22 protein-coding genes are annotated in these 18,332 nt (G+C 66.8%); all 22 read right to left on the bottom strand.

The window, feature by feature from the left end; translation table 11 throughout:
* Window positions 1-11: 11 nt before the first annotated feature.
* Window positions 12-776 carry a biotin--[acetyl-CoA-carboxylase] ligase gene (locus Q344_RS0104520; protein WP_051630269.1) on the bottom strand — a complete coding sequence of 255 codons (765 nt, stop codon included), beginning with the start codon at window positions 774-776 and terminating at the stop codon, window positions 12-14.
* Window positions 773-2,212, bottom strand: a complete 1,440-nt coding sequence (gene nuoN, locus Q344_RS0104515) for an NADH-quinone oxidoreductase subunit NuoN (protein WP_028285628.1) — start codon at window positions 2,210-2,212, stop codon at window positions 773-775. Before nuoN ends, Q344_RS0104520 begins: the two co-directional genes overlap by 4 nt.
* A 15-nt stretch (window positions 2,213-2,227) precedes the next feature.
* Entirely contained in the window at window positions 2,228-3,772 is a 1,545-nt protein-coding gene (locus Q344_RS0104510) for an NADH-quinone oxidoreductase subunit M (protein ID WP_028285627.1), read from the bottom strand.
* A complete protein-coding gene (gene nuoL / locus Q344_RS0104505; protein ID WP_028285626.1) occupies window positions 3,772-5,934 on the bottom strand; it encodes an NADH-quinone oxidoreductase subunit L in 2,163 nt (720 codons plus the stop codon). The genes Q344_RS0104510 and nuoL overlap by 1 nt, the downstream gene beginning before the upstream one ends.
* Before the next feature lie 4 nt (window positions 5,935-5,938).
* A complete protein-coding gene (gene nuoK / locus Q344_RS0104500) occupies window positions 5,939-6,244 on the bottom strand; it encodes an NADH-quinone oxidoreductase subunit NuoK (protein WP_028285625.1) in 306 nt (101 codons plus the stop codon).
* A gap of 199 nt (window positions 6,245-6,443) precedes the next feature.
* Entirely contained in the window at window positions 6,444-7,052 is a 609-nt protein-coding gene (locus tag Q344_RS0104490) for an NADH-quinone oxidoreductase subunit J (RefSeq protein WP_028285623.1), read from the bottom strand.
* Window positions 7,049-7,456 (bottom strand): carboxymuconolactone decarboxylase family protein, encoded by a 408-nt coding sequence (locus tag Q344_RS0104485; RefSeq protein WP_028285622.1) that lies wholly within the window; start codon window positions 7,454-7,456, stop codon window positions 7,049-7,051. Before Q344_RS0104485 ends, Q344_RS0104490 begins: the two co-directional genes overlap by 4 nt.
* 33 nt (window positions 7,457-7,489) lie before the next feature.
* Complete coding sequence (gene nuoI / locus Q344_RS0104480; RefSeq protein ID WP_028285621.1) at window positions 7,490-7,984, bottom strand: NADH-quinone oxidoreductase subunit NuoI; 495 nt, start codon at window positions 7,982-7,984, stop codon at window positions 7,490-7,492.
* Window position 7,985: 1 nt separating this feature from the next.
* Window positions 7,986-9,023: an NADH-quinone oxidoreductase subunit NuoH gene (gene nuoH / locus Q344_RS0104475; RefSeq protein WP_028285620.1), complete on the bottom strand. Its 1,038-nt coding sequence runs from the start codon at window positions 9,021-9,023 to the stop codon at window positions 7,986-7,988.
* 17 nt (window positions 9,024-9,040) lie between these two features.
* A complete protein-coding gene (locus Q344_RS0104470) occupies window positions 9,041-9,460 on the bottom strand; it encodes a hypothetical protein (protein ID WP_036538316.1) in 420 nt (139 codons plus the stop codon).
* Window positions 9,461-9,471: 11 nt separating this feature from the next.
* Window positions 9,472-11,493, bottom strand: coding sequence for an NADH-quinone oxidoreductase subunit NuoG (gene nuoG / locus Q344_RS0104465; RefSeq protein ID WP_028285618.1), 2,022 nt, complete (start codon window positions 11,491-11,493; stop codon window positions 9,472-9,474).
* 3 nt (window positions 11,494-11,496) lie between these two features.
* Window positions 11,497-11,913, bottom strand: a complete 417-nt coding sequence (locus tag Q344_RS0104460) for a DUF5333 domain-containing protein (protein ID WP_051630267.1) — start codon at window positions 11,911-11,913, stop codon at window positions 11,497-11,499.
* Window positions 11,904-12,257 (bottom strand): hypothetical protein, encoded by a 354-nt coding sequence (locus Q344_RS0104455; RefSeq protein WP_036538314.1) that lies wholly within the window; start codon window positions 12,255-12,257, stop codon window positions 11,904-11,906. The genes Q344_RS0104460 and Q344_RS0104455 overlap by 10 nt, the downstream gene beginning before the upstream one ends.
* Window positions 12,254-12,505 carry a DUF3291 domain-containing protein gene (locus Q344_RS23095; RefSeq protein WP_028285615.1) on the bottom strand — a complete coding sequence of 84 codons (252 nt, stop codon included), beginning with the start codon at window positions 12,503-12,505 and terminating at the stop codon, window positions 12,254-12,256. Before Q344_RS23095 ends, Q344_RS0104455 begins: the two co-directional genes overlap by 4 nt.
* A 1-nt stretch (window position 12,506) precedes the next feature.
* Window positions 12,507-13,805, bottom strand: coding sequence for an NADH-quinone oxidoreductase subunit NuoF (gene nuoF / locus Q344_RS0104445; protein WP_028285614.1), 1,299 nt, complete (start codon window positions 13,803-13,805; stop codon window positions 12,507-12,509).
* 4 nt (window positions 13,806-13,809) lie between these two features.
* The gene (locus tag Q344_RS0104440) at window positions 13,810-14,058 is read right to left on the bottom strand and encodes a DUF5337 domain-containing protein (protein ID WP_028285613.1); all 249 of its coding nucleotides are present in this window, start codon (window positions 14,056-14,058) and stop codon (window positions 13,810-13,812) included.
* A 3-nt stretch (window positions 14,059-14,061) separates the two neighbouring features.
* Entirely contained in the window at window positions 14,062-14,709 is a 648-nt protein-coding gene (locus tag Q344_RS23090; RefSeq protein WP_028285612.1) for a hypothetical protein, read from the bottom strand.
* Window positions 14,710-14,747: 38 nt separating this feature from the next.
* On the bottom strand, window positions 14,748-15,926 hold the full coding sequence (locus Q344_RS23085) for an NADH-quinone oxidoreductase subunit E (RefSeq protein ID WP_036538311.1): 1,179 nt from the start codon (window positions 15,924-15,926) through the stop codon (window positions 14,748-14,750).
* A 36-nt stretch (window positions 15,927-15,962) separates the two neighbouring features.
* Window positions 15,963-16,253, bottom strand: a complete 291-nt coding sequence (locus Q344_RS0104425; protein WP_028285611.1) for a hypothetical protein — start codon at window positions 16,251-16,253, stop codon at window positions 15,963-15,965.
* A 65-nt stretch (window positions 16,254-16,318) separates the two neighbouring features.
* Window positions 16,319-17,533: an NADH-quinone oxidoreductase subunit D gene (locus tag Q344_RS0104420; RefSeq protein WP_188781511.1), complete on the bottom strand. Its 1,215-nt coding sequence runs from the start codon at window positions 17,531-17,533 to the stop codon at window positions 16,319-16,321.
* Window positions 17,533-17,724 carry a hypothetical protein gene (locus Q344_RS0104415; protein WP_028285609.1) on the bottom strand — a complete coding sequence of 64 codons (192 nt, stop codon included), beginning with the start codon at window positions 17,722-17,724 and terminating at the stop codon, window positions 17,533-17,535. Before Q344_RS0104415 ends, Q344_RS0104420 begins: the two co-directional genes overlap by 1 nt.
* Window positions 17,721-18,329: an NADH-quinone oxidoreductase subunit C gene (locus Q344_RS0104410; RefSeq protein WP_028285608.1), complete on the bottom strand. Its 609-nt coding sequence runs from the start codon at window positions 18,327-18,329 to the stop codon at window positions 17,721-17,723. The genes Q344_RS0104415 and Q344_RS0104410 overlap by 4 nt, the downstream gene beginning before the upstream one ends.
* Window positions 18,330-18,332: the final 3 nt, after the last annotated feature.

Below are 18,332 nucleotides of genomic sequence, written 5' to 3'. Positions count from 1 at the left end.
TCCAAGAAAGCTCAGAAATACACGTCCGCCGCCGCGATGGCCTGCCGCCCGATGGGCGTCTGCAGGATCAGGCGGCCCTGTTCGTCCACCGTGTCGAAGATGCCGCGGGTCTCGGCCTTGCCGGTCCGCGCGACGATCTCCTCGCCCAGCCGGGCGGCGCGGGCGAGCCAGGCCTCGCGGATCGGCGCGAAGCCGTAATCGCGCAGGGTCCGCTCATGCGCGGCCATGGCTTGGGCCAGCGGGGTCAGGAACTCTTCGGGCGTCGCCAGCACCCCGGTTTCCGAGGCGAGCGCGGCGGGGCGCACCGCCTCGGGCGGCAGATCCGCCGCCGCGGGCGCCTCGGCGAGGTTGACGCCGATGCCGATGCCGACGCCGACCATCCGGCCGCCCCGCTGGATGCTCTCCAGCAGGATGCCCGCGACCTTGCCGCCGTTCAGCAGCACGTCGTTCGGCCATTTCAGGCTGTAGGGCTCCGTCCGCCCGGTGACCGCGACGAAGGCGTCGTAGAGCGCGAGCGAGGCGGTGAAGCTGCGCAGCGCCGCGGCCTCGGGGCCGCCCTCGACGCGGGTGACGAAGGTGCCGGCGAAATTGCCTTCGGGCTGCTTCCACGGCCGGCCCCGGCGTCCGCGCGCCGTGGTCTGGCGGCGGGCGAGGATCCAGGCCGGTCCGGGAAATTCCTCGAACCGGCGGTCGGCCTCGCTCAGCGTGCTGTCGGTCTCGTCGAGGACGAGCCGGGCGACGCCCAGGGGCCAGCCGTCGCCCGGCCCTCCGGTCAATTGACCAGCGTCATGGCGGCGGCTTCGGCCGCGGCTTCGATGCCGAAGAGGTTCACGATCCCGATCAGCATGATCGCGGCCGAGGCCATCAGCATCGTCCAGAGCACCGGCGAGCGCCCGGTCTCGAGCACCGCGCCCTCCTTGCCGAAATACATGTAGAACACGATCCGCAGGTAGTAGAACGCCGCGATGGCCGAGGCGAGCACCCCCGCGACCGCGAGCCAGCCGAGGTTCGCATCCACCGCCGCGCGCAGCACCCAGAGCTTGGCGAAGAAGCCGATCAGCGGCGGCACGCCCGCGAGCGAGAACATCAGCAGCAGAACCGCGAAGGCCCGGCCCGGCTGGACCCTGGAATAGAGGTTCAGCGAGGCGATATCGACCACCGGCTGGCCGTCCCGCTCCATCGTCAGGATGAAGGCGAAGACGCCGATGTTCATGGTGACGTAGATCGCCATGTAGATCAGCATCGCCTGCACGCCGACCACGGTGCCCGCGGCCAGACCCATCAGCGCATAGCCCATGTGGGCGATCGAGGAATAGGCCATCAGGCGCTTGATGTTGGTCTGCGAGATCGCGGCGAAGGCGCCGAGGAACATCGACAGAAGCGACAGGAGCGCCACGATCTGCTGCCAGTCGCCGATCACGCCGCCGAAGGCATCGAACATCACCCGGGCGAAGAGCCCCATGGCCGCGACCTTGGGCGCGGTGGCGAAGAAGGCGGTGACCGGGGTCGGCGCGCCTTCGTAGACGTCGGGCGTCCACATGTGGAACGGCACCGCAGACACCTTGAAGGCGAGGCCCGAGATGATGAAGACGAGGCCGAAGAGCAGGCCCAGCGACACCTGTCCGTCACCGGCGGCGAGGATGATGCCCGAGAAGAGCGTCGTGCCCGAGAAGCCGTAGACCAGCGAGGCGCCGTAGAGCAGCAGGCCCGACGACAGCGCGCCCAGCACGAAGTACTTCAGGCCCGCCTCGGTCGCCTTGGCGCTGTCGCGCCGGATCGAGGCCATGACGTAGAGCGACAGCGACTGCAGCTCGAGCCCCATGTAGAGCGTCATGAGGTCGCCGGCCGAGACCATGACCATCATGCCGACCACGGCCAGCGCGACCAGCAGCGGGTATTCGAACCGCAGCATCCCGCGGCGCAGCATGTATTCCTGCCCCATGACCAGCACGGCGGCGGCCGAGAACAGGATGACCACCTTCGAGAACCGCGCGAAGCCGTCGTCGATGAACATGCCGAAGAAGGCGGTGCGGTCCCCGGCGTCGCCGTAGACCAGGAGCCAGACCCCCAGGATGACCATGACCGCGGCCGTCATCCAGACGATGAGCGAGGCGGCCTTGTCCTTGGTCGTGTAGACCGCGCCGAGCAGCGCCAGCATCGCGTAGAGCGACAGGATGATTTCCGGGAGGATGACGTTCAGATCGGACTGCATCGTCTCAGGGCTCCGTCAGTGCGAGGCCGCGACCCGGGTGGCCTCTCGGCCCTCCGCGGTGGCGGTCTCGTAGTTTTGCACCAGCGCCTCGGTCGAGGGGCCGATGATATCGGTGATGAGGCTCGGGTAGACGCCGAGCCACAGGGTCATCACCACGAGCGGCGCGAAGATTGCCTTCTCGCGGCGGGTCATGTCGGAGATCGTCCGCAGGCTTTCCTTGATCAGGTCGCCGAACACGACCCGGCGGTAGAGCCAGAGCGCATAGGCGGCCGAGAGGATCACGCCGGTGGTGGCCACCGCGGCGATGATCGTGTTGACCTGGAAGATGCCCATCAGGGTCAGGAATTCACCCACGAAGCCGGAGGTGCCCGGCAGGCCGACATTGGCCATGGTGAAGAGCATGAAGATCATCGCATAGGCCGGCATCCGGTTCACGAGGCCGCCGTAGGCGTCGATGTCGCGGGTGTGCATCCGGTCGTAGATCACGCCGACGCAGAGGAAGAGCGCGCCCGAGATGAAGCCGTGGCTCAGCATCTGGAAGATGGCCCCGTCGATCCCCTGCTGGTTCGCCGCGAAGATGCCCATGGTGACATAGCCCATGTGCGCGACGGACGAATAGGCGATGAGCTTCTTCATGTCCTCCTGCACCAGTGCCACGAGCGAGGTGTAGACGATGGCGATGGCCGACATCCAGAACACCAGCGGCGCGAGGTCGGCCGAGGCTTCGGGGAACATCGGCAGCGAGAAGCGCAGGAAGCCGTAGCCCCCCATCTTCAGCAGGATCGCCGCCAGCACCACGGAGCCCGCCGTCGGCGCCTGCACGTGGGCGTCCGGCAGCCAGGTGTGGACCGGCCACATCGGCATCTTCACCGCGAAGGAGGCGAAGAACCCGATCCAGAGCAGCGTCTGCAGCCCCGCCGCGAAGCGGATGCCGAGGAAGGTGATCGGATCGGAGGCGAACTGGAAGGTCAGCAGCGTCTCGATGTCGGTGGTGCCGGCCTGCGCATACATCGCCACCATGGCCACCAGCATCAGGACCGAGCCCGCGAAGGTGTAGAGGAAGAACTTGAACGAGGCGTAGATGCGCTCCTTCCCGCCCCAGATGCCGATGATCAGGAACATCGGGATCAGGCCGGCCTCGAAGAAGAGGTAGAAGAGCACCAGGTCCAGCGCCATGAACACGCCCAGCATGAGCGTTTCCAGCACGAGGAAGGCGATCATGTATTCCTTCACCCGGGTCTTCACGTCCCAGCTCGCCGCGATGGTCAGCGGCATGATGAATGTGGTCAGCAGCACGAACAGGACCGAGATCCCGTCGACGCCCATCTTGTATTCCAGGCCGAGCAGCCAGGGATGCTCTTCGACGAACTGGAAGCCGGTGTCGGAGGGGTCGAAGCCGAACAGGATGAAGAGCGAGACGATGAAGGTCAGCGAGGTGGCGATCAGCGCCACCCACTTGGCATTGCGCTGTGCCGCCTCGTCCTCGCCGCGCAGGAAGATCCCGAGGATCAGCGCGGCGACGGCCGGGATGAAACAGGTGATCGAGAGAAGGTTCGACATTATTCCGCTCCCGCGCCGATGGTCATCCAGGTGATGAGGATCGCCGCCCCGATCACCATGGCGAAGGCATAGGTGAAGATGTAACCGGACTGCGCCCGACCGGCGAGCCGCGTGAAGAACGGGATGATCCCCATGGCGAGGCCGTTGATGCCGCCGTCGATGGTCTTTCCGTCACCCTTCTTCCACAGGAAGCTGCCGAGCCAGAAGGCCGGGCGGACGAAGATGAAGTTGTAGAGCTCGTCGAAGTACCACTTGTTCAGCAGGAAGAGGTAGAGGGGCCGCTGCGCCTCGGCCAGCTGACGCGGGCGCGCGGGGTTCACGATGTAGAACCAGTAGGCCACCAGCAGACCCAGCACCATCGCGACGAAGGGCGAGACCTTGACCCAGACGGGCGCATGGTGCGCGTCGTCCATGACGTGGTTCTGGGGGGCCATGTAGATCGCGCCCTGCGGCGCCGCGCCCGCGCCGATCGAGGGCACGGTATGCGCGCTCTCGGCGGCGGAGCCGGCTTCGGAATGGCCCGGGTCCTCGGTCAGCGCGTCGGCCACGGCCTCGCCGTCACCCTCGCCCGCGGCCTCGAGCGCTGCGCCCACGCCTTCGCCATGCCCCTCTTCCGAGGCCTCGGCGTGATGGGCCGGGATGCCGAAGAAGGCGTTGACCTTGTCATGGCTGCCGAAGAACGAGCCGTACCAGACCATGCCCGCGAAGATCGCGCCCAGCGACAGCACGCCGAGCGGGATCAGCATGACCATCGGGCTTTCATGCGCATGCTCGTGCGTGTGCCGGTCGCCGCGCTGCTCGCCGAAGAAGGTCATGAAGATCAGCCGCCAGGAATAGAAGCTGGTGAAGAGCGCCGCGATCACGAGCATCCAGAAGCCGTAGCCCCCGGCGGTGCCCGCCCAGGCGGATTCGATGATCGCGTCCTTCGAGAGGAACCCGGCGAAACCGATATGGGTCAGCGGAATCCCGACGCCGGTGATCGCCAGCGTGCCGATCATCATCGCCCAGAAGGTATAGGGGATCTTCTTCCGCAGGTTGCCGTAGTTCCGCATGTCCTGCTCGTGGTGCATCGCGTGGATGACCGAGCCCGCGCCGAGGAACAGCATCGCCTTGAAGAAGGCGTGCGTGAAGAGGTGGAACATCGCCGCCGAATAGACGCCGACGCCCGCGGCCACGAACATGTAGCCGAGCTGCGAACAGGTCGAATAGGCGATGACGCGCTTGATGTCGTTCTGCACGAGGCCGACGGTCGCCGCGAAGAACGCGGTCGAGGCGCCGATGAAGACGATGATCGACTTGGCATCGGGGGCGAACTCGACCAGCGGCGACATGCGGCAGATCATGAAGACCCCCGCGGTCACCATGGTCGCGGCGTGGATCAGCGCCGACACGGGGGTCGGGCCTTCCATCGCGTCCGGAAGCCAGGTGTGCAGCAGAAGCTGGGCGGACTTGCCCATGGCGCCGATGAAGAGCAGCAGGACCACGACCTCGGTCGCATCCCAGGAGATGCCGAGGAACTCGAGGTTCACGCCCGCCAGGCGCGGCGCCTCGGCGAAGACGGTGTCGAAGTCGATCGAGTCCGTCAGGTAGTAGAGCGCGAAGATGCCGAGCGCGAAGCCGAAGTCGCCCACACGGTTGACCACGAAGGCCTTGATCGCCGCCGCGCTGGCCGAGGGCTTGCGGTAGTAGAAGCCGATCAGAAGGTAGGAGGCGACGCCCACGCCTTCCCAGCCGAAGAACATCTGCACCAGGTTGTCCGCGGTCACCAGCGCGAGCATCGCGAAGGTGAAGAAGGACAGGTAGGCGAAGAAGCGCGGCTTGTAGCTCTCGCCCTCTTTCCACTGCGGGTCATGCGCCATGTAGCCGAAGCTGTAGAGGTGGACGAGCGCCGAGACGGTCGTGACCACGATCAACATGATCGCCGTCAGCCGGTCCAGCCGGATCGCCCATTCGGTCGTCAGCGTGCCGCTTTCGATGAAGGGCAGGATCGAGACCTTCACCAGCTCGCCGTCGAAGCCCAGGAAGGTGACCCAGGAGAAGGCGCAGGCCACGAAGAGAAGCCCGGTGGTGATCCACATCGCGCCCCGTTCGGTGACGATGCGCCAGCCGAAGCCCGCGATGATGGCGCCGATGAGCGGCAGGAAGAGGATGAGCTGCAACATGCCGTCAGCCTTTCATCACGTTGACGTCTTCCACGGCGATCGAGCCGCGGCTGCGGAAGAAGCAGACGAGGATGGCGAGCCCGATGGCTGCCTCCGCCGCCGCGACCGTCAGCACGAAGAGGGTGAAGACCTGTCCCGCGAGGTCGCCCAGGAAGGACGAGAAGGCGACGAGGTTGATGTTGACCGACAGCAGGATCAGCTCGATCGACATCAGCAGGATGATGACGTTCTTCCGGTTCAGGAAGGTGCCGAAGATCCCGATGACGAAGAGCGCCGCCGCGACGGTGAGGTAATGCTCCAGACCGATCATTTGCTTTCCCCTTTCCGCTGCCGGTTCGCCCGGGCGCCGAGGACCACGGGCACGAAGATGCCCGCGAAGAAGATGGCTATCCAACTGGCTATGCTCATCGCTGTCCCATTCCTCCCCCTCTGCCGGGGGTCTTTCCATATGCGGGCCCTTGGCGGGCCCATTATCCTTGTCCGGGCGGGGCCCGGTCCCGGTCAGAGGCTCAGAGCCCCTGCCCCGGTTTGACGTCCTTCAGCTCCATCGCCTTGGCCGGGTCGCGCCACATCTGCTCGAGCACGTTCTGGCGCTTCACGTCGCTGCGGTGGCGGACGGTCAGCACGATGGCCCCGATCATCGCGACCAGCAGGATCAGGCCCGCGAGCTGGAAGATCATGAAGTACTGTTCGTAGACGATGAGCCCGAGCGCGGCGGTGTTCTCGACGCCCGCGGGCGTCACGGCAAGCCGCGCGGCCTCGGCCCCCTCGGATTCGGCCCAGGAGCCGTAGGCGAGGCCGAATTCCATCATCAGGATCACGCCGACCAGCAGCGCCAGCGGCATGTAGCGGGCCATCTCGGCCTTCAGCTCGGCGAAATCGACGTCGAGCATCATCACCACGAAGAGGAAGAGCACCGCAACCGCGCCCACGTAGACGATGATCAGCAGCATGGCCACGAATTCCGCGCCCAGCAGGACGAAGAGCCCCGCGGCCGACAGGAACGACAGGATCAGCCAGAGCACCGAATGCACCGGGTTGCGCGCGATGACCGTGAACAGGCCCCCCGCCAGCACCGCGATGGCGAACAGATAAAAGGACAGCACCGAGATGGTCATTCCTCATCCCCTTCCATTTCGTCCATGACTTCCTTGGCGAGCGTGCCCGCCTTGGTCACGGCCGGGACGCCGGCGAACATCGTCATCTGGGCGATGGCCTCGGCGATCTCCTGTTTCGTGGCGCCCGCCTCCATGAGGTGGCGCACCGTCATCCGCACCTGGCTTTCCGCCACGGCGCCCTGCATCGTCAGCCCCGAGAGCACGAGGAAGAGCCGGGTCTTGCTGTCCAGCCCCTCCTTGTTGAAGGCCTTGCCGAAGGCGACCTCCATGAACTCCTTGGGCAGCGTCGGCCACATCGCCTCGAACGCCTTCGGATTGAAGTTCTCGAGCGCGGGGTTCATGGCCTTGGCCATGGCATGCGCCTGCTCCATCATCTTCTCGAAGGGGTTGAACGGATCAGCCATGCCCGCCTCCTGCGATATGTCCGGCGCGGCCGCTCATCGGTAGGGCGCGTCCAGCTCGAGGTTGCGGGCGATCTCGGCCTCCCAGCGTTCGCCGTTGGCGAGCAGCTTGGCCTTGTCGTAATACAGCTCTTCCCGCGTCTCGGTTGCGAACTCGAAATTCGGCCCCTCGACGATCGCGTCCACCGGGCAGGCTTCCTGGCAGAAACCGCAGTAGATGCACTTCGTCATGTCGATGTCGTAGCGCGTCGTCCGGCGCGAGCCGTCGTCGCGCGGTTCCGCGTCGATGGTGATGGCCTGTGCCGGGCAGATCGCCTCGCAGAGCTTGCAGGCGATGCAGCGCTCTTCCCCGTTGGGATAGCGGCGCAGGGCGTGCTCACCGCGGAAACGGGGCGACAGCGGGCCCTTCTCGTGCGGGTAGTTCAGTGTGGCCTTGGGCTTGAAGAAGTACTTCATGCCCATCCGGAACCCGGCAAAGATGTCCGTCAGCAGGAAGTATTTCGCGGCGCGGCCATAGTCGATGCTGGCCATGTCAGCCTCCAATCGCCCAGCGAGCCCAGAACCCGCCGAGAACTTCGAATTTTGCAAGGAACGCGACGATCACGACCCAGGCGAGCGACAGCGGAAGGAACACCTTCCAGCCGATCCGCATGAGCTGGTCGTAGCGGTAGCGCGGGACCACGGCCTTCACCAGAGCGAAGACGAAGAAGGCCATGAGCATCTTCAGGAACATCCAGAAGAACCCGTCCGGCAGGAACGGCACCGGCGAGAGCCAGCCGCCGAAGAACAGGATCGAGACGAGCGCGCACATCAGCACGATGGCCACGTATTCGCCGATCATGAACAGCAGGAACGGGGTCGAGGAATATTCCACCTGGTAGCCCGCGACGAGCTCCGATTCCGCTTCCGGAAGGTCGAAGGGCGGGCGGTTGGTCTCGGCCAGGCAGGAGATGAAGAACAGGAACACCATCGGCAGGTGCGGCAGCCAGTACCAGTTGAACAGGCCCCAGTCGCCCTCCTGCGCCAGCACGATGTGGCTGAGGTTCAGCGAACCCGTCGAGATCACGACGCCGATGATGATGAGCCCCAGCGAGACCTCGTAGGAGATCATCTGCGCGGCGGAGCGCAGCGAGCCGAGGAACGGGTATTTCGAGTTCGACGCCCAGCCCCCCATGATCACGCCGTAGACCTCGAGCGAGGAGACGGCGAAGATGTAGAGGATCGCGACGTTGATGTCCGACAGCACCCAGCCGTCGCTGAACGGGATCACCGCCCAGGCGACCATCGCCAGCACGAAGCTCGTCAGCGGCGCCATCAGGAAGACCGCGCGGTCGGCACCGGCGGGAATCACGACCTCTTTCGTGATGTACTTGATGAAGTCCGCGAAGCTCTGCAGCAGGCCGAAGACGCCCACCACGTTCGGCCCCCGGCGCAGCTGCACCGCGGCCCAGATCTTGCGGTCGGCATAGAGCAGAAACGCCAGGGCCACGAGCAACGGCACGACGATCAGCAGAACCTGTCCGATGACCAGCAGCAAGATGCCCAGAGGATGGTCGGTAAAGAAGCTCATTGGTCCCTACATCCTTTTCATACCGTCGGAATCTTACGTTCCGTGCAGTCGGCGACGACCACTTCGGCGTCGATGGTTTTCAGTCCATCCGGCAGCGCCGCCGAGATGGTATAAACCGCATCTGCCAGCCAGAGGCCACCCTCTTGAGCGACATTTGTGCGCAAATGTCTGGCAAATCCGTAGCCCCTGATCAGGGCATATTGTGCCGCGGCGCATTCGGCGTACTGGGCCAGGTCCGCGTCGTCCCGCGCACCGCGCATACGGACGTGGAAATTGACCAGATCGCCGTCCAGAAGCCGCGTCTCGATTCCCTCGTAGACGGCCCCCGCGGGGGCCGGACCGGCCGCCCGCTGCGCGGCCAGCGCCTTCGCCTCGGCCGGGTCGGGCCCGGGAGCGCAGGCGGCCAGGCCGGCCAGGGCGAGGGGTATGAGCGCCATGCGACCCACTCCTACTCCGCGGCCATGGCGGTCTGGCCCCGCGCCTTGGCGCGCGCCGAGAGATCGGCCATCACCTCGGAGGCGCGCGCGATCGGGTTGGTGAGGTAGAAGTCCTTCACCGCGCCGACGAAGCTCGCCTCGCCCAGCTGGCCCGGCTCGAGGGCCTGCCATTCGTTCTCGGCCACCTCGTCCAGCCCCTTCAGGACCGGCGCCACCTCGACCATGGCCGTGCGCAGCTGCGCGAGGCTGTCGAAGGGCAGCGTCTCTCCGGCCTCGGCCGAAAGCGCGCGCAGGATCGCCCAGTTCTCCTTGGCCTCGCCCGGGGCGAACCCGGCCCGGAGCGCCAGCTGCGGGCGGCCCTCGGTGTTGACGAAAAGCCCGTTCTCCTCGGTCCAGGCGGCGCCCGGCAGGATCACGTCGGCGCGGTGCGCGCCCCGGTCGCCATGGCTGCCCTGGTAGATCACGAAGGCGCCCTCGCCGATCTCGACCTCGTCGGCGCCGAGGTTGTAGATCACCTCCGCCCCGTCGAGCGCGGCCTCCATGCCGCCCTCGGTCACGGCGCCGATGTCCATTGCGCCGACGCGGGAGGCGGCGGTGTGCAGGATCAGCAGCTTCGCCTTGCGCGCCTCGGCGATCTCCATCGCGGCGGCCAGCACGGCCGCGCCGTCCGCCTCGCGCAGGGCGCCCTGCCCGACGATCACGATGCCCTGGCTCTCGTCCTCGGGCGCCTCCTTCGCGGTCTTTACATGCTCGGAGAGCGCCGCGCGGTCGGTGCCGAAATGGTGGTAATCGTAGGTCAGGTCGACCGCCTCGCCGATCACCCCGACCTGCGCGCCCTTCAGCCATGCCTTGCGGATCCGGGCGTTCAGCACCGGCGCCTCGGCGCGCGGGTTGGTCCCGATCAGAAGGATGCCGCCGGCGGTGTCGATGTCCTCGATCGCGGCGGTCCCGGCATAGCCCGACCGGTTGCCGGCGGGCAGCTTCGCGCCATCGGTGCGGCACTCCACGGTGCCGCCGAGGCTTTCGACCAGCGTCTTCAGCGCATAGGCCGCCTCGACCGAGACGAGATCGCCGACCAGCCCGGCAACCTTCCTGCCCTTCATCGCGTTGGCGGCAGCCGTCAGCGCCTCCGGCCAGGTCGCGGGCTTCAGCTTGCCGTCCACGCGCAGATAGGGCCGGTCGAGGCGCTGGCGCCGCAGCCCGTCCCAGACGAAGCGCGTCTTGTCCGAGATCCATTCCTCGTTCACGCCGTCATGGTTGCGCGGCAGGATCCGCATCACTTCGCGGCCCTTCGTGTCCACCCGGATCGAGGACCCGAGCGCGTCCATCACGTCGACCGTCTCGGTCTTCGAAAGCTCCCAGGGCCGCGCGGTGAAGGCGTAGGGCTTCGAGACCAGAGCGCCCACGGGGCAGAGGTCGATGATGTTGCCCTGAAGCTCCGAATCGAGCGTCTGGTTGAGGTAGGAGGTGATCTCCGCATCCTCGCCCCGGCCGGTCTGGCCCATCTGGGTGATGCCCGCGACCTCGGTCGTGAAGCGCACGCAGCGGGTGCAGGAGATGCAGCGGGTCATGTGCGTCTCGACCAGCGGGCCGAGGTCCAGATCGTCCACGGCGCGCTTCGGCTCGCGGTAGCGCGAGAAGTCGACGCCATAGGCCATCGCCTGGTCCTGCAGGTCGCATTCGCCGCCCTGGTCGCAGATCGGGCAGTCGAGCGGGTGGTTGATGAGCAGGAACTCCATCACCCCCTCGCGGGCCTTCTTCACCATCGGCGAATTCGTCTTGATGACCGGCGGGGCGCCTTCCGGCCCGGGCCGCAGGTCGCGGACCTGCATCGCGCAGGAGGCAGCGGGCTTCGGCGGCCCGCCGACGACCTCGACGAGGCACATCCGGCAGTTGCCCGCGATCGACAGACGCTCGTGATAGCAGAAGCGCGGCACCTCGATCCCGGCCTGCTCACAGGCCTGGATCAGCGTCAGCGCCGGATCCACCTCGATTTCCTTGCCGTCGATGACGATCTTGCGAAGGTCAGCCATGTCTCACTTCTCCTTCAGAAAGGCGCCGATCTGGCTGCCCTTCTCCATTTCCTGCGTGCCGAGTGCGCAGAGATCCGCGTCGCTCTCGGGATCGAGCCCCTTTGCCCGCACATAAGCCTCGCCGCGCCGGCGCATCCGGGCCTTCTCGGCATCGGAGCGCACGTAGGCGCGGATTTCATCGTCCGTGTAGCCCAGCTTGCTGGCGTCGGACTTGAGCCCCCAGAGATAGCTCAGCCCGGTCAGCGTCCGGGGCGCGATGGCCGCGCAGCGGTCGCTGATCTCGATGGCGAGCGCCACCCAGAGCATCTTGTCGTCGATCTCCTTCTGCTCGCGCAGCGGCGTCTTGGCCGCGGCGCCGGCGCCGAAGCCGAGCGCCAGCACCAGCGCGAGGGAGAGACCGGGTTTCAGGCTCAGACCCATCCGACGCACTCCCCCTGCAGGGTCAGGCGGCCGTCGGTGATCCTCAGGCTCTGCCGCGGCGCATCGGGGCCGAGCGCCCAGCGGATGTCGGTCAGGCCGAACTGGTTCAGGCAATAGGTATAGGCCTCGTAGCGGCCCGCCTCCACGGCGCCCTCGAGCCCGCGGTCGAGGTTGCCGACGCCGACGACGAAAAGCTCGGGCCGGGTCGCATCCGCCTGCACCTTGGCCGAATAGAGCTGCCCGTTGAACCGCTGCCGGTCGTTCGACAGGGCCCGCGTCCCGTTCTGGATCGCCGCGCAGCCCGCGAGCACACCCAGGATGATCACCGCACCTACCAGCTTCATGCCGCCTCCCCGCACCGATGTGCCTGCCAACCCTGCGCCTTCACCGCGTCCCAGCCGAAGGCATGATCCGTGGGCCCGTGTTCAGTCAGACGCTCGAGCCGCTCCATCCGGACGAACCCGGGCCCGCGGTGCGCCAGGGCGTTCACGCGGTCCAGCCCGTTCACGAAATCGGCGATCCGCGGATCGTCCCAGCCGTGCCGGAGGATGCCGATGTTGAACTCGGCGATATGACGGATGGGGGCGCTCACCTCAGCGGGCCGCCACCGCAGAGACGCGGCCTGTCTGCTTGGCCTTGATGCGGTCCTCGATCTCGCCCCGGAAGTTGCGGATCAGGCCCTGGATCGGCCAGGCCGCCGCATCGCCCAATGCGCAGATCGTGTGGCCCTCGACCTGCTTGGTGACGTCGAGCAGCATGTCGATCTCCTCGATGCTGGCGTCGCCGCGCACGAGCCGTTCCATCACCCGCATCATCCAGCCGGTGCCTTCCCGGCAGGGCGTGCACTGGCCGCAGCTTTCGTGCTTGTAGAACTTCGCCAGCCGCCAGATCGCCTTCACGATGTCGGTGTTCTTGTCCATGACGATCACCGCCGCCGTGCCGAGGCCGGATTGCAGCTCGCCCCGGAGGTAGTCGAAATCCATGATCGCGTCGCGCATCTTCTCGCCGCGGACGCACGGGACCGAGGAACCGCCGGGGATCACGGCGAGCAGGTTGTCCCAGCCCCCGCGGATACCGCCGCAATGCTTCTCGATCAGCTCCTCGAAGGGGATGCTCATCGCCTCTTCGACGACGCAGGGGTTATTCACGTGGCCCGAGATGGCATAGAGCTTGGTGCCCGCGTTGTTCTCGCGGCCGAAGCCCGCGAACCATTCGGCGCCGCGGCGCAGGATGGTCGGCACGACGGCGATGGATTCGACGTTGTTCACCGTGGTCGGGCAGCCGTAGAGCCCCGCGCCCGCCGGGAACGGCGGCTTCATCCGGGGCATGCCCTTCTTGCCTTCGAGGCTTTCCAGCAGCGCGGTTTCCTCGCCGCAGATGTAGGCGCCGGCGCCGTGGTGGAGGTAGAGGTCGAAATCCCAGCCCGTGCCGCAGGCATTGGTCCCGAGGAAGCCCGCGTCATAGCATTCGTCGATCGCCATCTGGAGCGCCTCGCGCTCGCGGATGTATTCGCCGCGCAGGTAGATGTAGCAGGCATGCGCGTTCATCGCGAAGGAGGCGATCAGGCAGCCTTCGATCAGCGTGTGCGGATCATGGCGCATGATCTCGCGGTCCTTGCAGGTCCCGGGCTCGGATTCGTCCGCGTTCACCACCAGGTAGGACGGCCGCCCGTCGCTTTCCTTCGGCATGAAGGACCACTTGAGCCCGGTCGGGAAGCCTGCCCCGCCGCGGCCGCGAAGACCGGAGGCCTTCATGATCTCGATGATCTTGTCACGCCCCAGACCGATCAGGTCCTTCGTCCCGTCCCAATGGCCGCGCGCCTGCGCGCCCTTCAGCGTGCGGTCGTGCATGCCGTAGAGGTTGGTGAAAATGCGGTCTTCGTCCTTGAGCATCACGCTACCTCGGCCCGTTCTCGTTCAGTTGCTGGCGCAATTGCCAGATTTGCCAGATCACCACGAACACCCAGATGAAGGCGGCGATCGCGGCCATGTCGAAGAGGAAGACGAAGCGTGCCGGCCAGCCCATGTAGGGCACGAGCGTCGTGCCCACGAGCCAGATCACCATCGTCGCGGCGATGACGAGGGCGACGGTGCGCCCCTTGCGGGCCATGGCCCGTTCCGTCTGTTGCCTGTCTTCCCGGTTCATCTCTCACGTCACATCGTTCCCGGCCGAGAGCGCCTTCGCCTGCCCGACCCAATCATCCCTTGCCGCCCGGCCCCGCAGCGCGGGCGCCTCGGCCTCGATCCGGGTGACGTCCTCCCCGGTCCATGCGGCGATCTGGTCGTAGCGCCAGATCCCGAGACCGTTCAGCGTCTCCTCGACCTTCGGGCCGATGCCCTCCAGCCGTTTCAGATCGTCCGCCGTGCCGCCCTGCGGGCTTTCCGGCATCTCCGGTTCCACATAGGCCACCGCGCTGGTGGCCGCGGTCGAGCCGCTCTCCTGCGCCTCGTCCCATTCCGCCGTTCCCGCATCCGCCGGAACATGCACCCGTGCGGCGCCCCCGCTTCCGGGCTGCGCCAGTGCCGCGCTGCCGCCCGCGCCCGGGGCGGGCGCGGCCTGCGGCGCGGCCACCGCGTCCGGCGACAGATCGGCCGGATCAGGCGGCGGGGCCTTGTGCGAGACGCAGACGGTCTGCGTCAGCACGATACCGGCCCCGACGAGCACCAGGAGCCCGCCGATCTGGGCCAGCAGCTTGAAGAGGAAGGTGTCGAGAACGAAGAAGGCGAGGAGGCCGATGACGATGGCCCCGGCCCAGCAGGCCAGCGTGCAGCGTCCTTCCTTGCTTTCCCAGTCCATGGTCTCATCCTCTCGGCCACGCCCCTGTGCCTGCCCTCTCAGCCCTTCTTCCCGAGCTCCTTCGCGTGATCGACCCAGCCATCGCGGCTGGCGCGGCCCTTGAACCCTTCGAGGTTCTGATCGATCCAGGCCACCTCATCCTCGCTCCAGGCCGCGACCTGATCGTAGTGATAATAGCCCATCGAATGCAGCTGCGCCTCGAGCTTCGGGCCCACGCCCCGGAGCTTCTTCAGATCGTCGGGCCTGCCATCGCGCGCCTCGGTCAGGCCCGCGGGCCTCGTGCCGGTGACGTCGCGCGGGTTCCTCGGCCCCTCCTGGTTGCCGCCCTCCTGCTGATCGCCACGGGATTGCGGATGGCCCTTCTCGACCTCCTGCGCCTCCTGCTCGGTGGCGCCGGTCTCGTCCACCGGCTTGCCTTCGGCGGGGCGCGGTTCCTGCGCCTCGGTCTGCGCGACGGACTCTTCCGGCGTCTGGTCGGCATTGCCCGCCGCGGCCGGGGTCTTGTCGGCGCGGTCCTGCCACGGCGTCAGCAGCGGCACCTCGGTCCCGTCGATCCGCTTCACCGTGTCGCCGATGTCGGTCGCCAGCTGCGCCGAGGCGTTGTACTGCGTCTTGCCGCTGTCGTGGTCCTTGAGGCTGGTCAGCCCCGACAGCGGTTCCGAGGCATAGCGCCCGTTCTGCGGCCCCGGCACCGGCACCTTGCCCTCGGCCAGCTCGTCGATGATCTCGGCCAGCCGTTCGGTGGTCAGGTCCTCGTAGTAATCCTTGCCGATCTGGGCCATGGGCGCGTTCGCGCAGGCGCCGAGGCATTCGACCTCCTCCCACGAGAACTTGCCGTCCGCCGACAGCTCGTGCGGCCGGGGCGCGATCTTGTCCTTGCAGACCTCCATCAGGTCCTCGGCGCCGCAGATCATGCAGGAGGTCGTCCCGCAGACCTGGATATGCGCGACCGAGCCCACGGGCTGGAGCTGGAACATGAAGTAGAACGTCGCCACCTCGAGCGCCCGGATGTAGGCCATGCCCAGCATCTCGGCCACGCTCTCGATGGCGGGCCGGGTCAGCCAGCCCTCCTGCTCCTGCGCGCGCCACAGCAGCGGGATGATCGCCGAGGCCTGCCGACCCTCGGGATACTTGGTGATCTGCGCCTCGGCCCATTTCTGGTTGTCCGGGGTGAAGGCAAAGCCCTCGGGCTGTTCGTGATGCAGGCGTCGCAGCATGTCTCGACTGTTCCTCTAACCTTCGCTTGCCGGCGCTCAGCCGGCACAGGGCCCCGAGGTCAGGCGGATACCGCCCCCCTCGATCGGTTGAGCCGCGCCCGCGGCCATCCGGTACTGCCCCATTTCGATCGTCTGTTCGCGCGTCATCCCGGTCTGGAACTCGACGGCGCGATATTGCGGTTCGTTCACCATCTCGCAGCCGACGGAGGCGACGGCGGCGTCATAGGCGCCCACCATGTCCGGCCCCACGCTTGCCGGCGGCACCGCGCAGGCGGCCAGAAGCCCGAGAGCGCCGCATGCCGCGGCCAGGTGCGTTCGTCTTGCCATGTCTTCCCTCGCCTCGCGGACGCGCTCTGCGGCGCCTCCTGTCAGTGATGTGGCGGCCCGCAGGCTCACCGGTCGATCTCGCCGAACACGACGTCCAGCGTCCCGATGATCGCGGCCACGTCGGCCAGCTGGTGCCCGCCCGCGATATGGTCCATCGCCTGCAGATGCGCGAAGCCCGGCGCGCGCAGCTTGGCGCGGTAGGGCTTGTTGGTCCCGTCGCTGACGAGGTAGACGCCGAATTCGCCCTTCGGCGCCTCGACCGCGGCATAGACCTCGCCCGCCGGCACCCGGAAGCCCTCGGTATAGAGCTTGAAGTGGTGGATCAGCGCTTCCATCGAGGTCTTCATGTCGCCCCGTTTCGGCGGGGTGATCTTGCCGCGGGCCAGAACCTCGCCCGGCTCCTCGCGCAGCTTGGCGACGCACTGGCGGATGATGTGGGTCGATTGCCGCATCTCTTCCATCCGGACGAGGTAGCGGTCGTAGCAATCGCCGTTCTTGCCGACGGGGATCTGGAACTCGAACTCGTCATAGCATTCGTAGGGCTGCGCGCGGCGCAGGTCCCATGCGAAGCCCGAACCGCGGACCATCACGCCCGAGAAGCCCCAGTTCTGGATGTCCTCTTCGGTCACCACCCCGATGTCGACGTTCCGCTGCTTGAAGATCCGGTTCTCGGTCAGCAGCGAATTGAGGTCGTCGATGAAGTCGAGGAACTCGACCGTCCATTCCTCGATGTCGTCGATCAGCTTCTCGGGGATGTCCTGGTGCACGCCGCCGGGCCGGAAATAGGCCGCGTGCAGGCGCGCGCCGCAGGCCCGCTCGTAGAAGATCATCAGGTTCTCGCGGTGCTCGAAGCCCCAGAGCGGCGGCGTCAGCGCGCCCACGTCCATCGCCTGCGTCGTGACGTTCATCAGGTGGTTCAGGATGCGCCCGATCTCGCAGAACAGCACCCGCAGGAGCGAGGCGCGGCGCGGCACTTCAACGCCCGTCAGCTTCTCGATGGCGAGGCACCAGGCGTGTTCCTGGTTCATCGGCGCCACGTAGTCCAGCCGGTCGAAATACGGCAGGTTCTGCAGGTAGGTGCGGCTTTCCATCAGCTTCTCGGTCCCGCGGTGCAGCAGGCCGATATGCGGGTCGCAGCGCTCGACGATCTCGCCGTCGAGCTCGAGCACCAGCCGCAGCACACCGTGCGCCGCCGGGTGCTGGGGGCCGAAGTTCAGGTTGAAGTTCCTGATCTTCTGTTCGTTGGTCTCGGCGTCGCCGAAACGGTTGGAGCCGTCCATCATCTGATGTCTCCGTCAAACTTGTCCCGGAAGGCGATGACCCAGAGCAGGATGATCGCGACCAGCGGCAGCACCGCCAGCAGGGCGAAATACTTCGGGATCCCGAACTGCGGCAGCAGCCGCCAGAACGGGACGACCAGCAGCACGCAGACGATCACCCACCACAGGAGTCCTCCGCCGCCGCCCATCATTTCGCGCCGTCCTTCTTCTCGTCGCCGGGCAGGATGTATTGCGCACCCTCCCAGGGGCTCATGAAGTCGAATTGGCGGTATTCCTGCACCAGGCTCACCGGTTCGTAGACCACGCGCTTGGCGGTCTCGTCATAGCGGACCTCGGTGTAGCCGGTGGTCGGGAAGTCCTTGCGCAGCGGGTAGCCGCGGAAGCCGTAGTCGGTCAGGATGCGCCGCAGGTCCGGGTGGCCCGAGAAGATGATCCCGAACATGTCGAAGACCTCGCGCTCGAACCAGTCGGCGCTCGGATGCACGCCGGTGATCGAGGGCACCATCTCGTCCTCGCGGGTCGAGACGCGCAGCCGGACGCGGTGGTTCTGGTACATCGACAGGAAATGGTAGACCACGTCGAACCGCTTGGCCCGCGCCGGGTAATCGACGGCGGTGATGTCCACCAGCGTCGAGAAGCGGCAATTGGCGTCGGTGCGCAGGAAGTCCACGAAATCGGCCAGACCCGACGGCGCCACGTCCACGGTCAGCTCGCCGAAGGCCACGCTCCAGCCGAGCACGCTGTCCGGGCGCTTCAGTTCGATATGGGTGCCGAGTTCCTCGAGTGCCTGTGTCATGTC

The organism is Pseudooceanicola nanhaiensis DSM 18065 (assembly GCF_000688295.1).
Lineage (GTDB): Bacteria > Pseudomonadota > Alphaproteobacteria > Rhodobacterales > Rhodobacteraceae > Pseudooceanicola > Pseudooceanicola nanhaiensis.
This window is presented reverse-complemented; position numbering and strand designations above follow the sequence as displayed.